Source organism: Streptomyces sp. NBC_01077, from assembly GCF_045162855.1.
In the GTDB taxonomy this organism is placed as follows: Bacteria; Actinomycetota; Actinomycetes; order Streptomycetales; family Streptomycetaceae; genus Streptomyces.
Window position 1 is genome coordinate 136,466 of record NZ_CP108669.1, and the last position, 13,580, is coordinate 150,045.

Annotated in this window: 13 protein-coding genes, 1 tRNA gene and 2 pseudogenes; 7 read left to right on the plus strand and 9 right to left on the minus strand. The window is 66.3% G+C overall.

The window, feature by feature from the left end:
- Positions 1-322 precede the first annotated feature (322 nt).
- Positions 323-733 (plus strand): transglycosylase SLT domain-containing protein, encoded by a 411-nt coding sequence (locus OG462_RS00630; RefSeq protein ID WP_406053566.1) that lies wholly within the window; start codon positions 323-325, stop codon positions 731-733.
- 756 nt (positions 734-1,489) lie between these two features.
- Here the strand turns inward: OG462_RS00630 and OG462_RS00635 are convergent.
- Positions 1,490-1,742 (minus strand): annotated as a pseudogene (locus OG462_RS00635) (IS5/IS1182 family transposase); the annotation flags it as partial.
- Positions 1,743-2,057: 315 nt separating this feature from the next.
- Positions 2,058-2,131 (minus strand) — tRNA-Ile (locus OG462_RS00640).
- A gap of 170 nt (positions 2,132-2,301) precedes the next feature.
- Here OG462_RS00640 and OG462_RS00645 point away from each other — a divergent pair.
- From OG462_RS00645 to OG462_RS00655, 3 genes are all read left to right on the plus strand, one after another.
- Positions 2,302-2,892, plus strand: a complete 591-nt coding sequence (locus OG462_RS00645; protein ID WP_406053568.1) for a hypothetical protein — start codon at positions 2,302-2,304, stop codon at positions 2,890-2,892.
- 593 nt (positions 2,893-3,485) lie between these two features.
- The gene (locus OG462_RS00650) at positions 3,486-3,719 is read left to right on the plus strand and encodes a hypothetical protein (RefSeq protein WP_406053569.1); all 234 of its coding nucleotides are present in this window, start codon (positions 3,486-3,488) and stop codon (positions 3,717-3,719) included.
- Between the two features lie 64 nt (positions 3,720-3,783).
- Positions 3,784-4,236, plus strand: a complete 453-nt coding sequence (locus OG462_RS00655; RefSeq protein WP_406053571.1) for an STAS domain-containing protein — start codon at positions 3,784-3,786, stop codon at positions 4,234-4,236.
- Positions 4,237-4,248: 12 nt separating this feature from the next.
- Here OG462_RS00655 and OG462_RS00660 read toward each other — a convergent pair whose 3' ends face one another.
- Positions 4,249-4,533, minus strand: a complete 285-nt coding sequence (locus OG462_RS00660) for a LexA family protein (RefSeq protein WP_406053573.1) — start codon at positions 4,531-4,533, stop codon at positions 4,249-4,251.
- Between the two features lie 249 nt (positions 4,534-4,782).
- Positions 4,783-5,016 (minus strand): hypothetical protein, encoded by a 234-nt coding sequence (locus OG462_RS00665; RefSeq protein ID WP_406066279.1) that lies wholly within the window; start codon positions 5,014-5,016, stop codon positions 4,783-4,785.
- Positions 5,017-5,377: 361 nt separating this feature from the next.
- On the opposite strand from OG462_RS00665, the gene OG462_RS00670 reads away from it, so the two are divergent.
- Positions 5,378-5,707, plus strand: a complete 330-nt coding sequence (locus OG462_RS00670) for a hypothetical protein (RefSeq protein WP_406053575.1) — start codon at positions 5,378-5,380, stop codon at positions 5,705-5,707.
- A gap of 1,129 nt (positions 5,708-6,836) precedes the next feature.
- Here OG462_RS00670 and OG462_RS00675 read toward each other — a convergent pair.
- The gene (locus OG462_RS00675; protein WP_406053577.1) at positions 6,837-7,940 is read right to left on the minus strand and encodes a DUF3103 family protein; all 1,104 of its coding nucleotides are present in this window, start codon (positions 7,938-7,940) and stop codon (positions 6,837-6,839) included.
- Between the two features lie 16 nt (positions 7,941-7,956).
- On the opposite strand from OG462_RS00675, the gene OG462_RS00680 reads away from it, so the two are divergent.
- Positions 7,957-8,139: a hypothetical protein gene (locus tag OG462_RS00680; RefSeq protein ID WP_406053579.1), complete on the plus strand. Its 183-nt coding sequence runs from the start codon at positions 7,957-7,959 to the stop codon at positions 8,137-8,139.
- A 602-nt stretch (positions 8,140-8,741) separates the two neighbouring features.
- A pseudogene (locus OG462_RS00685) lies at positions 8,742-9,482 on the plus strand (IS701 family transposase); the annotation flags it as partial.
- Between the two features lie 380 nt (positions 9,483-9,862).
- Here the strand turns inward: OG462_RS00685 and OG462_RS00690 are convergent.
- From OG462_RS00690 to OG462_RS00705, 4 genes are all read right to left on the minus strand, one after another.
- Complete coding sequence (locus tag OG462_RS00690; protein WP_406053581.1) at positions 9,863-11,080, minus strand: IS110 family transposase; 1,218 nt, start codon at positions 11,078-11,080, stop codon at positions 9,863-9,865.
- Positions 11,081-11,748: 668 nt separating this feature from the next.
- Positions 11,749-11,976, minus strand: coding sequence for a hypothetical protein (locus OG462_RS00695; protein WP_406053582.1), 228 nt, complete (start codon positions 11,974-11,976; stop codon positions 11,749-11,751).
- 504 nt (positions 11,977-12,480) lie between these two features.
- Positions 12,481-13,089 (minus strand): transposase, encoded by a 609-nt coding sequence (locus OG462_RS00700; RefSeq protein ID WP_406066281.1) that lies wholly within the window; start codon positions 13,087-13,089, stop codon positions 12,481-12,483.
- Positions 12,975-13,535: a winged helix-turn-helix domain-containing protein gene (locus tag OG462_RS00705; RefSeq protein WP_266977486.1), complete on the minus strand. Its 561-nt coding sequence runs from the start codon at positions 13,533-13,535 to the stop codon at positions 12,975-12,977. The genes OG462_RS00700 and OG462_RS00705 overlap by 115 nt, the downstream gene beginning before the upstream one ends.
- Positions 13,536-13,580 lie beyond the last annotated feature (45 nt).

The following is a 13,580-nucleotide window of genomic DNA, read 5'->3' on the forward strand; positions in this document are numbered from 1 at the left end:
GCCCGCAGACGGACTCCGGGGCGCAGCCTCGACGTTAGGTGCGGGCCGGACCAGGCCCGCGCCGTCGACCGAGCAAACATCCAAGCAGATCAAACGAATACCAGTCACCGCCTCTTCGGGGCGAGAAGTAGCGCGAAGTCACGCCCATCCGGCAAACGCGCTGAGCGTTAGCTACATCACTTACAGGCCAGCTGAGTAGTACTTCCCCATGGCTCACGCCCGGCGTCCCGGTCCAATCGTCCTTCCAGCTCATTGCAGGAAGGACGCACCGATGCGAAACCTGACAAGCTTGAGAAAGACAACGACCGCAGCAGTCCGGCGCATGACCATTGCCCTGGCAGGCCTCTCGCTAGCAGCCGGCACGACAGTGGTCGCGGCGCCTCAAGCGACCGCCGCGCCGGCCAGCAAGAACCGACTCGATGGGTGGATTACCCACTCGCTCGCCGTGATGCGAGCCAAAAAAATTCCCGGCAGCGCCTGGGCGATCCGCGCCACGATAATGCGGGAGTCGAGCGGAAACGTCTACGCGATCAACCTGTGGGACTCCAACGCGCGAGCGGGCATTCCATCGAAGGGCCTCATGCAGGTCATCGATCCAACGTTCCGCGCATACCATGTCAAGGGCACGTCGTGGAACATCTACGACCCCATCGCGAACATCACCGCCGCCTGCAACTACGCATGGCACCGTTACGGCTCCATCGATAAAGTCGCCTACAGGTTCAACTACTGACCGGCACTGAGCAGACGACGGCCGTAGGCAGCAGGACATCGCCTGCAAGTCGTCGCCGCTCACCGTCACGCTCCCCGGCAGGGGCCTCGCCCCTGCAGGACTGCCGGTGACGGTGCTCTGTTACCGGCTGGCAGAGGTGCCGTAATGGGCCTGTTGTTCGTGTCAATGAAGGCGGTGTCGACGACCACGCGCTGGCGGGTCCTTCGGGCCGGGGCGCTTGGTGATGCCGTCGAGGACGCCAGCGATCTCGTCGTACATGCGGAGGACTCGGCGCTTCGGTGCCTGGTGCACGCGGCGCGGGTATTACGGCTGCGGTCAACGGCCGCAGGGCGACGGGATCGGCCGCCCACTGGCTCCGCCAAGGCCGCTCCGCACACTAGCCTTACAACTCATAGCGAAATGATCTTCGGGCTGGTGGACGGTCCTGAGAACGTTAATTAGGGGGTTGCAAGGGCAGCACGCACCACCTGATCACCGACGTCACCGGTATTCCGCTTGCGGACCGGGTCGTGGACCGGGTCGTGGACCGGGTCGTGATTGCAGGGTGGAGTAGCGATCACTCACCCAGAAGACAGGATTCCATGATCATCTGAGGTCGACACGGCAGGTATCCCCCGATTGCGTCAGGCGCAAGTCTGTCCCGGCTGGGGCCGGGACAGCCCTGGAGCCGGCTGACCGCAGACGTCCAGCTACAGTAAAAGCGTGTTGCAGAGGTCGCGTTTGGGCAGGTCGGAGCCGGGATCGCAGCTGGTCTGATCATGCTGCGAGGGCGAGGTTGTGCGTGTGGGCGACAGCTTGGACCGCGTGGTGGAGGCCGTGGCCGCGCTGTCGGCAGTCGCGGAGGATCCTGTAGTGCTGAATGTGGGGCGAAGGCATACTCGACGCGGGCTCGGACGGCGTTGTCTTCTTCGCCGGGCAGGAGGGCTCGTCCTTGGCGTTTGCGGTGCGGGACGACGAGGCCAGTGTTGATGTACGCACCTTCGAGCACGGTCACGCCTTCGCAGTGCTGGGCCGACGCCGTACGGCCCGAGCGCCGCGACCGTACGGGTCGCGCCCTTCTCGCTCGTGGCCCGCTGCTGCCACCGCTTCACGGTGAGCCGCTTGCCATCAAAGCGGAGGGGAAATATGTACACGCCTCAACTGCTGGGTGGAGTCGGGCGCGATGCGGCCGAGAAGGCAGTGCCCCTCGTGCCGCGCCGACGAACGTGAGGACTCCAGCCGGGGCCCTCGTTCCCAAGTGGTTCCCGACCAAAGGCTTAGCTTAGGGTTGGATAGCAAAATACCCAATAGCAGGTGAGATCGTTTCATCACCTGCGACTCGCAGTGGGGTGGGTGGGACTTGAACCCACGACCGACGGATTATGAGTCCGCTGCTCTGACCAGCTGAGCTACCACCCCACCAGTTCGATTAGAACATGCACCCGGTCTCGGTATCCTGCGGGGCCGCGCGCCGGAAAGCGACCGCTTGCAGGGTTACATCCTTGCGTACCGATGGCCGAATCACCCAAGGACGTGCGTGCCCACTCCTGCGCGTGCGGGGAGTCCGGGTGCAGGGTCACGATGAAGGCATGTCCGCTCCGACAGGCGGCGGTGGCGAGGGCGCGGCACGCCGGGCACAGGTGCTGCGCCTGGAGACGCTGCGCGACATCGAGGCACTGCTGCGCGGGTTGCGAGAGCTGCACGCTGAGCTGATGGCGTGCGAGGACGATGACGGGGAGCGGGTGCGGGACCTGCTGCACGCTGTGGGGGTGATGACCGGGGTGTGGCTGGACGACATCGCCTGCCGCTTCGCCGGGACCGAGCACGACGCGGATGAACTGTTCGCCAGAGCGTGGCATTTTGTCGACGGACTGGAACTGGACCCAGGTGGTTTTCTGACCAGAGACGATCCGGCCCTGTTCACCACGCTGCGTGGCTCGGCCGCCAGCATGCTGGCCCGGCTGTGGGTCACCGGCTACCTCCTCGGCCCCGTCCCTGAAGACGCATGGCCCGATGAAGAACTGGCCGTCCTGCTCCTCAGAGCGCTCGAGCATCACGCAGACGTCCTCGCACTGACCCAGACCCTCGACCACCACAACGCGAGCCGCGACGAATCGCGCCCGCCCCAGAAGCCCGAAACCGAAGAAAATCCGGGCGGAACGCAGGCGGAGTCACCCTGACCACGTCGGCCTCCCCGGCATGTCGGGGGCCGCTATCCCGCAGCACCGTACACGGCAAGGGCACCCTCGCCCCGTGGCGTCTGTCAGGTTCGGAAAGGGCGGGCGAGCAGCCCCACGGCGTGGCGCCAGGATGCGCGGTGCATCTGAGTAGTCAGGTTTTCGGCTGCCTCCTGTACCTAGGACCAGCCAGGCACCCTCCCCAGCAGGGGCGAAGAGCGCCAGGTAGACGCGCCAATGGGGGCGCGAGCCTACCGGCCGGGTGAGGAACAGTAGCCCCCGTCGACGACCGCTGTCCGGGTGCAGGGCTCATGGATCACGGCGCAGTCGAAGTACGGGATACCGGCCTGGCCGGTCGACTGGCCGGCCAGACCTGGGAGAGACCATCGGGCCGGAACGTCTGCTGCCGCGCACGGACCCCGCATCGGTATCGGACGGCGATGCCGCCTCAATCTTGTATTGCTCACATCCCCCGCCTCAATCGCTGCGAGCCACCCGCCCGAATAGTGAGCACCGTTTGGGCTGGTATATGGCGGCGATGGTCGGCACACTGAAGGGCAGTATCACGCCGCACAACCTGCATGGAGGTGATGGCGATGCCGAACACCGGTGTGTCCGTTCAACTGACCCCCGACGGCTACACCGTCACCTGTCCCGGCACCCACGTCACCGGGCACGGCCCCACCGAAACAGCCGCGTGGGACGACTTCTGGAGCGCATACCACGCCCAGTGGAAACCCCCCGTCACCATCACGGCACCGGACGGCCTGAACGGCCCCCAGCGCCTACGCAAGATCCTCACCCTGCACGTCCGCGACCTCTTCGGCTGACACAGCCCTCGCTGGCCACCACCACACACCGGGGCAGCCAGTCACCCCCGCAGGGAGGCCTGGAATGAGCACCCATGTCCTTGTGATCCGCGACGGCCGCCAGGCCGTCGCGTACGTGAGCGGCGAACTCGACATCGCCACCGCACCGCGTATCCGCCAGACGCTCCTCGACACCGTCCACAGGCATGAGCAGGTCATCATCGACCTGGACCGGCTCGACTTCTGTGACTGCGCCGGCCTCAGTTCCCTCATCACCGCACAGAAAACTGCCCACGCACGCAGCGCCGCCCTAACTATCCGCAACATCCCGCCCCAGCTCGCACGGCTGCTGCGCCACGTCCCCCACACCCTGCCCATAGAGCTACCCCGACCGGGCGTCGGCAGGAAAACGGGTGAACGGGTGAACGGGGCAGAGGCTGTCGGCGCAGCGCTGTCGGGTGTTCGAGTCGGCCCGCAGAGTATCCGCGGCGCTCAGAGTTATCGGGCTGCCTCTACGACCCGGGATGACATGCTCTGACATACCGGCAGGCTAACGGCCGGGGGCCGGAAGTTTTCGGCACCCGGACAGTGGACGAGCTGGAAAGTGGCGGACTGGCGTCGGTCTACAGAGAGCGCAGCAACGCGGCACCTCTGCCGAGGATGATCGCCTCGTCGCCGGGAATCGGCCCACAGGTCGGGGGTGGGGCATCACCCATGCCCGGTCTCCTTCACGGCGCAGGCGCTTCACCGTGGCCTCGCCGTCCAGGGTCGCGGCCACGATGTCGCTGTGGTCCACTGAATCCGCATACCTCACGGTGACGAATGCCAGCGTCACAGATCGCTGCGCCGATCATGCTGTCCCCGACCACCCCCAACGTGACCAGCCAGCCTTCGCCGACCCAGCTGCCGCGGCAAGGTCAGAACATCGTCCGCCGATTCCGTGGCAATATCGGGGCGCTGGCTGCGATCCGGCCGACCACGGGGCCATCGCCAGCGCGGCCGACGTCGGCATCTGGGGGAAGTCCTCGGTCCAGCGGGCCCGGACACGGTAGAAACGGGGCCGATGCGGATCGCAGTACAGGACCTACTTCCGTTCCAATGCCAAGAGCGGGTGCGCCACGGACGATGTGCTGTTGAGCCCTACCGCGGCGCCGATCTCCCATATAGAGGGCGGCGCGCAGCTCACGCCGGTCCTGATGGCCTCGGCCCGGACACAGTTGTCCGGTCCGGCCTGGCTAGACCCACCATTTGCGCTACCGGTCGATGAGCCCTCACGCACCCGATACACGACCAGGGCGCGAAGGGTTCGACCGCCCATGGTCGGCAACCCACTTACCCTCGGCGAGCCTGTCGCCCGGCTCCGCCCGGCAAAGACTTCTGGCGAACAGACTATCCACACGCCTCACAGTGTCGTCTGGATACGTGATATCGATGTCCTCGGTATACGTGGCCACAAAGAGGTCCAGGTGCTTGCCCGGTGACCAGGATCCGGGGAGGCTGTCCGCCGTCCCGCGAGCCAGGACTGCGTGGCCACCAGCGAGCCCGCCAAAGGTTCTGGATCACCACCCCGGCGATAGATCGGCACAATCGGTAGATCAAGAAGATAATGGGCATGCTGCCTCTGCTGTGCTCACACAGAGTGTCATTGCGGCAGAGACGGCCCGACAGCAGGAGGAAGCATGCTCATCCAGCACGCGGCCAGCTATGGAGTTCTCCGTCTGACGATCCCGGGGCACCTGGACGTGCCCAACCGGGCGGCTGCCGCCTTGCAGATCGAAATGCTCCTCGTCGCCCACCGCGCCCTGCACGTGTGGATCCGGCTGTCCGCGGCCGACCCGTCACCAGCATCCCTCAGCGTGCTCGCCCGGGCTCGCCGCCTGAGTGAAGGCCTCGGCATCCCACTGACCGTCGTCGCGCCCCCGCAGCCGTCCTGCCCCGCAGGCCAGCGACCGCCTGACGAGTCTTCGCCGCTATGGGAGAGCACTCTGGCCCACGAACACAGAAGGTGAGTGCATCCCTGATCATTGACGTGAGTCTGTTGGGGGCTGACGCAGGCTTTGCGGGAGATTCGCCGGGCTTTGAGGCGTGCGTAGGCCCGTTCCGCGGGTGAATGGGTCGGGTGTACGCCCGTTGACAGTTTCCTCTTCGGCAGCGAGCTGCCGGCTTCGGTGTCGCTGGATCGGTGTGGTGAGTGTTCCCCCGGCGGCGCCCTGGTGGGCCCTGTCCGCCGGGACTGGAATGTTCGGTCACTCACAGAGCGTGATGATGCCGTGAGTGCGGGCAGCTGCGACGTCCACGGTCCGTCCGGGCCGGCGAGTACCGGACAAGCCTGTCAGCAGCACCGGTGATGGCCTGGATGTTCACGCCGTGCTCGCGGTGCTTGCCGGAGTAGTCGTTCTGGCCGTTGCCGACACGGTCGCGCTCAGCGAGCGTGCATGATCGGGGACCGTGCCTGCACCACTTCACCCGCCTCCTGGCGAACGCTCTAACGAGCTGGCACGAAGTACACGACAGCCCGTGGCTCCCCCTGCCTGGTCTGCGTCAACTCCCCCAAGTGCCCGACCGCGAAAGCCTTTCCACCGGCATCGGTCTGTGCGAACATGCCTGACTGCACCAACGGGGCTCCTCGTAGCCACGGTGTCTCGGTCGACTTCCGTCCTATGCAGTGCCCCGCCCCTCTGCATCAACTTCCCCGAACCGCTTGACGGCAGCCCTTGGCTGCAAAACTTGTGCCAGTACGTGCAGGACGGGCTGCCGGGGCAATCCGGGCCCCGACGGCCAGCCGGTTCCCGGTCCGGTCATGCCGCAGCGGTGAGGACGTCGCCACGGCGATCGTCGCCGACCGGGATCCGCATGGACTCATCACCCGGGAAGCCCACCGGCAGCCGGTTTGCCATCGGCTGCAGACTCCACGACATGGCCCACCTCTGGTCCTCCCGCCGTGGCTTGCCCTTCCCTCAGCTGCTGCTTCCTCCGTCCGGACGTCGCGGGCGATCGCCGCCCAGAGCCGGACACGACCATGGCAAGCTCGGCCCAAGGACCTCGCCGGTCTGCTGTTCAAGAGGGCGCTGCCAGCTCGAGGTGCCGCTGGCATCTCCTGTCACCGAACTGGATGAGAAAGGGGCGATCTGTTACGGGTCAAAACTGTTCCACGAAGTACGGTTGAACAGTCATCCAGCCGTTGCCACGGGCTCCATAGCGTTTGCCGTTGGCGCTCTTGGCCAGGGCGTACCAAGAGTCGACGTAGTCGTCCTCGTCCGTCCACCAACTGTCGGGGACAGCGTCCAGGACCGCATTCACCAGGGGGACGTACATGCCCTGGTCGGCGATGGCGAGCAGGGCTGTGGCGACCGCCTTGGCGAGGTCGCGGTAGTTGGTGTTGCCGTCGTCCTCCATCATCACCGCGTCAGCGAGGTTATACCTGTAGTTGGACCAGTTGACCATGATCTGGTTGGGGTGGTAAGTGGTCTTGCCTTCGTCGAGGTAGGGCATGCCGACAAGGTCGACTCGCACCCTGCCGTCCTTCCCGAAACCAGTGACCAGGGTGTAGATTTCGGCCTTGCCTTTGATCCACGGCTCTTCGTCATTGGAGACTCTTACCGCAGTGATGCGGGTGGTCCAAAGGCCCGTAGGGACGGCGGACGCCGAAGAGTTCAAGCCCTGACGAAGTAGCTCCTCGTGAATGACTCCCAGACCAGCAGCCACAGCCTGTGCACTGTCGATGTCGACGACGTAGACGGGATGACTGGGTATAACGCGGACATCCAGTGTGTGCATCTGGCCGCTGATGTCGTATGCGGTCACGAAGCGGGCATCATCATCAAAAGCTGCCGCTGCGACCCAGGGGGTGACTCCAGCTGCCAGTGCGGCCCGCATGGAGTCGTCTCCCAGTCGTAGCCGCAGCAACTGGCCAACGCGCGGATCAAGACCCTTGGCAGCGAGAATTTTTCGGTCGGCCTCGACTAGAGTTGGCAGCACAGCGCTGCGTGTTTCGGATGCCAAAGTGGTGATGGGCACCTCGTCAAAGGCAAGCGCTGCCTTCTGAACCTTAGCGCGCCAGGCGGAGTCCGAGAGCGAATGAGCCATAGCGCGGGCCCCCTCATCCTCCGCCATGGCGACGGCAGATGCAGGTGCCTCAACCGCATCGGCGGTGGGCACAGCGGCCACATTGGTGGCCGCTGATAGGACCAGCAGGCATGCGGCAATCGAAGCGATTCTGGACGAATGCGCGTGACGTCTCATTGGGCTGATACCTCCGGTGAGCCTGGATGACCGCTCTGCGCCGCTGCGGCTGCGGCTGCGGCTGCGGCTGCGGCTGCGGCTGCGGCTGCGGCTGCGGCTGCGGCTGCGGCTGCGGCTGCGGCTGCGGCTGCGGCTGCGGCTGCGGCTGCGGCTGCGGCTGCGGCTGCGGAACAGTCGGATGGGCAAGGTAGTTACGTAGGCACCGAGTTCGCAGGGAGATCCAGTCATACGATGGAACCAGCGCCGTCGCCCGCCTCGAAGAGCACTCGCTACTCAAGTTGCTTAATCTGCAGCAGAGTTGTGGACATTTGAGGACTGGCACAAGCGCCGCGAAAGAGGTTCTGTCGACGCGTAGTCGGTGGGGGCGCCGAGACAGGCGCTGGTGCACGGTGAACGCAGCAATCACCTCAAGCTCCTCCAGCCGCGCAGCCATCCGGCCAAACCTGCCCCGTTGGCTGGCGGCATCACCACATACACGCCCTCAGCGCTTGTCGTGGCTCGTCGTGCGTGACACTCACCTTCTCCGTACCACGCAGGCTTTTGCCAACCGCTGTGAGGAATCTGGGCGTGGCGGCAGCCGGGTATCCGTGGGCATCTAGTACTGCAACGGTCCTTGTTGTGACGGTTCGACAGGTTCGGGCGGTGTGTGGCCGCGTCGTTTGTAGTGGCTGATGCGGGCTTGGTGTTGGCGTCTGCGTCGCCAGTGGGACCAGTGCAGGACGTGGTCGATGGGTGCCGGTTGGCGGTGGGTGAGGCGGTGGATCAGGCGTCTGAGCTCGGGAAGGCTGAGAGGGACGAGGCCGGAGGATCTACCTGCCGGCATCCTGGACGGACGATCGTGAACGGTGCCGACGGGCCGGTATCGACGACGCGGTCGCCTTCGAGACGAAGGTTGCGATGGCCAGGGCGATGGTCCGCCGTGCGATCGAGGAGAAGATCCCTTTCGGGTGGGTGACCGCGGACGCCGGCTACGGCTACTCGAAAAGCTGGCGGACCGAGCTCGAGCAGGCCGATGTCTTCCATGTCATGGCCACCACCCGCCACGACACCGTCGTCACCCGCTGGGCCATCGACCATCCCGTCCACGACCTTTTCCACGATCTGCCCCGGCAGAAGTGGAAGCGCCGCTCCTGCGGGAACGGCTCCCGCGGACCGCGCGTCTTCGACTGGGCGAGAGTCGAGGTCCGTCCCTGGCACCGGGAAGACCGGCGGCACTGGGTGATCGCCCGCCGCAGTGTCCGCCAGCCCGAGGAGATCTCGTACTACATCGCCTACTGCCCCGACGGCACCACCCTCGACCAGCTGATCCGCGTCGCCGGCAGCCGATGGGCCGTCGAGGAGTGCTTCCAGACCGCGAAGCAGGAATGCGGACTGGACGACTACCAGGTCCGCCGCTATCCCGGCTGGCACCGCCACATGACCCTGGCCATGGCAGCCCACGCCTGCCTCACCGTCCTGCGAGCCCGCGAACTCGACACCGGAAAAGTAGAAACGGATCCTCCGGCCTCGTCCCCCTCAGCCTCCCCGACCTCAGACGCCTGATCCACCGCCTCACCCACCGCCAACCGGCACCCATCGACCACGTCCTGCGCTGGTCCCACTGGCGACGCAGACGCCAACACCAAGCCCGCATCAGCCACTACAAACAACGCGGCCACACACCACCAGAAACTGCCCAACCGTCACAACAAAGACCGTTGCAGTACTAGCAGCCCCAGCTTCGCCCGCCCACGAGAAGTCCAGTCCTCTCCGTGAGGCCGGACCAGAGGGTCTCGCTCAGCCTCGGCGCCGGCCTAGGTCCACTCGACAGGCTTCGCCGACAGGGTCATGCCTTCCGGAAACCGATTCCTGCGGGGGGGGGTGCCTCTATGTCCTTCGTCAAGGCATCCCTGTCGGGTTTGGGGTGATTCGGCTTGTTGGGGTCATGCTGCGAGTTCGACGTCCGCGGGCGGGCGGGATTCGTAGAAGGTGCCGTCGCGGAGCATGGCGAACAGGACGCTGATGCGGTGGCGGGCGAGGCGGAGGAGGGCTTGGGTGTGGGTTTTGCCGCGGGCGCGTTGCTTGTCGTAGTAGGTGCGGGAGGCGGGATCGGCGTTCATGCAGGCGAAGGCGGAGAGGAACATGGCGCGTTTGAGCTGCCAGTTTCCGCCTCGGGGCGCGTGTTCGCCGTGGATCGAGGTCCCCGACGACTTCGTCGTGGGTGCGAGTCCGGCGTAGGAGGCCAGGTGGGCGGCGCTCGGGAAGCTGGTGCCGTCGCCGACGGTGACCAGCAGGACGGCGGCGGTCCTGACGCCGACGCCGGGCATCGACGTCAGGACCTTGGAAAGAGGGTGGGCCTCCAGCAGGCTGTTGATCTGGGCTTCCATCGCCCGGCGCTGGGTGTGGACGGCGGCGAGCTGGCTGGCCAGGGAAGGGATCACGATGTCCAGAGTGCCGGTCCCGGGCACCACCACGGTCTGCTCGTCCAGAGCGTCGAAGACCTCGTCGACCAGCCGTGCGGCCATGCGCGGGGCCTTGGGGCGGATCAGCTCGACGAGTCTGCGGCGTCCGGCTTTGCGCAGGGCGGCCGGGGAGCCGTAGCGCTCCAGCAGCCAGGTCACGGCCTGGTGGTCCAGGCGCGGCCCGAGGACGCGTTCCAGGCTGGGGTGGAACTGGGTGAGCAGGCCGCGTATCCGGTTGGAGGTGCGGGTGGCCTCGGCGGCGAGGTCCTGGCCGAAGCCGGTCAGCACGGTCAGCTCGGCGGTGATCTCGTCGGTGAGTTCCAGCGAACGCAGGGTGTGCGGCATCGTCCGCGCGGCGTCCGCGATCACGGCCGCGTCCTTCGCGTCGGTCTTGGCCTCGCCGGGGTAGAGGTCGGCGATCCGGCGCATGGCCAGGCCGGGCAGGTAGGCGACGCGGCAGCCGGCGTCGCGGGCGACGGTCAGCGGCAGGGCGCCGATGGAGGCGGGCTGGTCCACGATGACCAGGACGGTGCCGAACTTTGCGGTCAGCTTCTCGAAGACGGCCCGCAGCTTCGGCTCGCTGTTGGGCAGCGGCTTGTCGAAGACCTTCTTCCCGGCCGGGGTCAGTCCGTGGCCGTGGTGAGCGGACTTGCCGACGTCCAGGCCGAGGAACACGCCCACGTCTTCGATCTCGAACATCGCTCCCTTTCAAGGGTGTTGGCGGTACCGGCCTCGGCTCGGGTGTCGTGCTCGCGCATCCACGTTATGCAGACCTGCCGCCCGCGAACCGTCCGGCATTGCGCCGGACTGGGCGGTGGCCGGACCTCTGATCAGCGTCTCCGACGAACACCCCCGGACCCGGTGACACCACCCCACAGGTCATGCCTTCGACAGGGGGACACAGTCATGCCGGACCCGGAGGCCAGCGGCCCTCTTGCAGGACCGCGAAGAACATAACGGGGGGGGCGTTCCCGCATGGTCCTCGTATGTAGGACGAACAGGGGATGCCCTGGAACACCAGCCGGACCGGATGCCGCATCCGACCCGGAAACCGAGCCCGACGCTCCGCCCTCGGCAGGAGCGGTCCCATCATCGGCCAGAGCTCGTCATCCACTTCCCGCGGCTTCCGCCGAGCCACCCTCACACCCAGATCAAAAGATCTCAGGGCACCATCCGACCAGCCGAAAGATCATTTCGTTAGGAGTCGAAAGGTTGTGCAGGGGGGCGCTGGCGGGCCGGGGAGGGCTCTTCCTGTCATCGCGTGAAGAGAGACTACCCGGCTACCCAAGACCCACTCACTGCTCACCAGGCGCATACCGCAAAGCCCCGTGCCATAGAGACGCGCCCTCTCGTGGGGCTCTGACTTGTCAGCCGCCGTTCGAAAGCGGATTCCATGCCCGTCCCCCACGCCACTGGAGCCAGCGCGGGTCGTCCAGCACCTCTTCCGGATCACTCAAGCCCGCGCCCTGGAGGAAGGCGATGACATCGTGATCAGAGAACGCCGTCCCCAGAGACTCCTCGTGACCACGACGCATCACGGTAACCTGGCGGCCACCTGTCTCGCCCGGCTCACTTACAACGATCAACGCTGCCATACCCCCACCATCACGCGATTCCTGCTTCCACGCACCTGCGCGCCAGCCTCGGCCCCTCTCTTCCTCCACAGAAAGGAGTCGCCCCATGAATCGCGGCGGGCCCAGACCCGCTCCTTGCACCAGCGGGCGAACCGACGACGGACGATCGGCCAGGCAGGTCCGGATAGCGTGCGTCCACGACTATGGACGCTCCCAGAACGCCACGAGGCGATGGCCAAGTGGCTCATGATCATCCTCGCGGGACGCCGCCTCGCACGATACGCAATCTACAGACGCCCCGCTATCGGTTCAGGAGCCCGGCAGGATCAGCCAGGTTGCAGCTGGGCGAAGGAGCGCTCGCCGGACACTCTCGCGGGTCTTTCCGATGTCCGTACCCGCCCGGATCTGAGCCGCCAGTTCCTCCGGTCGCTCGGTGTGCGCTGCCCTTCCCGGACGACCTCGCCAGCGTGGTTCTACTCAGCGATGCCCCTACAGGGGCCCGCAGCTCTTACTGACGTCAGCTCGTCAGGGTGATAGTTGCTCGACGAGGGTCAAGCCGGTCCCCGCTATGAAGCCGTCGAGGGTGTGGGACCGGTATTGAAGGCGTTTGAGCCTGTTACGGACAAGGGCTTCGAGCTGGTCGAGGGCCATGACGGCGAGGTTGGCGAGGCTGCGTTTGACGTGGGCCCATACCCACTCGACGGGGTTGAGGTCGGGCGAGTAGGCGGGCAGCAGGAACACCGTCAGCCATGCCCGCTCGGCCACGAGGGCCTGCATCCTGCGGGACACGTGGGTGTTCAACCGGTCCCAGACCAGCACGATTGGTGCCCCGACCAGCTGGTGGACACCGTCGATCAGCGCGATGAAGTCCCGCTCGCCCATACTGCGACGGGCACTTTTCCCCGCGGGATGACTCCGCAGGCGGTGACACAGCCGGGTCCGGGAACCCGGCCGCATTGCAATCAGCCCGGCCACTGACAGCCGGCCCGAACGGCGGCCGCTGATGGTGACAACCGGGGTCACTCCGCGCCGGCCCCAGGTCCGTCCCCGCGGCGGCCTGCGGGTGAACCCGGCTTCGTCCTCGAAGCAGACGTAGCCCCCGCAGGCCGCCCTCGCCCTTTTACCTCCGCCCAGGTCGCCTCCTTCCATACGGCGACAGCCTGCTCATCGCGCTCCGCGACCCGCCGGGCGGGCACCTGCGGGCTGAAGCCCAGCCGGTGCATCAGCCGGGTCGCACCCGAGACGCTGTAGGAGACATGGAACTTCCTGCCGATCAGCGTGGCCACCCGCGAGGCGGTCCACACCTGGTCCTCCACCCAGCCATGCGCGGCCGGCCCCTGCTCCAGATACGCGGCCAGCTTCTCCAAAGACCGCGGGGACAGCCGGCACCGCGACCCGCTCGGACCACGGGAGGCCAGCGCCTGAACACCGCCATCCCGCCACAACTGGTGCCACTGATAAGCCGACTTCACACTCACCCGCAGCCGCCGTGCGACTTCCGACGGCTTGATCTGCTGCTCGAACAGTTCAGCCGCCTGCATCCGAACCGTCTCCCGACGCCGGCGCCCCGTCGGCGTCAGCCCGCCCCCATCTGCATATCTCACACCTCACGGATACAGCCACCC

What these genes read in the sequence shown, in the direction of transcription:
- OG462_RS00655 (WP_406053571.1), top strand. Translation starts at nt 3,784, where the DNA reads ATGAGCACCCATGTCCTTGTGATCCGCGACGGCCGCCAGGCCGTCGCG.
- OG462_RS00690 (WP_406053581.1), bottom strand. Translation starts at nt 11,080, where the DNA reads ATGTTCGAGATCGAAGACGTGGGCGTGTTCCTCGGCCTGGACGTCGGC.
- OG462_RS00675 (WP_406053577.1), bottom strand. Translation starts at nt 7,940, where the DNA reads ATGAGACGTCACGCGCATTCGTCCAGAATCGCTTCGATTGCCGCATGC.
- OG462_RS00650 (WP_406053569.1), top strand. Translation starts at nt 3,486, where the DNA reads ATGCCGAACACCGGTGTGTCCGTTCAACTGACCCCCGACGGCTACACC.
- OG462_RS00665 (WP_406066279.1), bottom strand. Translation starts at nt 5,016, where the DNA reads ATGGGCGGTCGAACCCTTCGCGCCCTGGTCGTGTATCGGGTGCGTGAG.
- OG462_RS00630 (WP_406053566.1), top strand. Translation starts at nt 323, where the DNA reads ATGACCATTGCCCTGGCAGGCCTCTCGCTAGCAGCCGGCACGACAGTG.
- OG462_RS00670 (WP_406053575.1), top strand. Translation starts at nt 5,378, where the DNA reads ATGCTCATCCAGCACGCGGCCAGCTATGGAGTTCTCCGTCTGACGATC.
- OG462_RS00695 (WP_406053582.1), bottom strand. Translation starts at nt 11,976, where the DNA reads ATGGCAGCGTTGATCGTTGTAAGTGAGCCGGGCGAGACAGGTGGCCGC.
- OG462_RS00645 (WP_406053568.1), top strand. Translation starts at nt 2,302, where the DNA reads ATGTCCGCTCCGACAGGCGGCGGTGGCGAGGGCGCGGCACGCCGGGCA.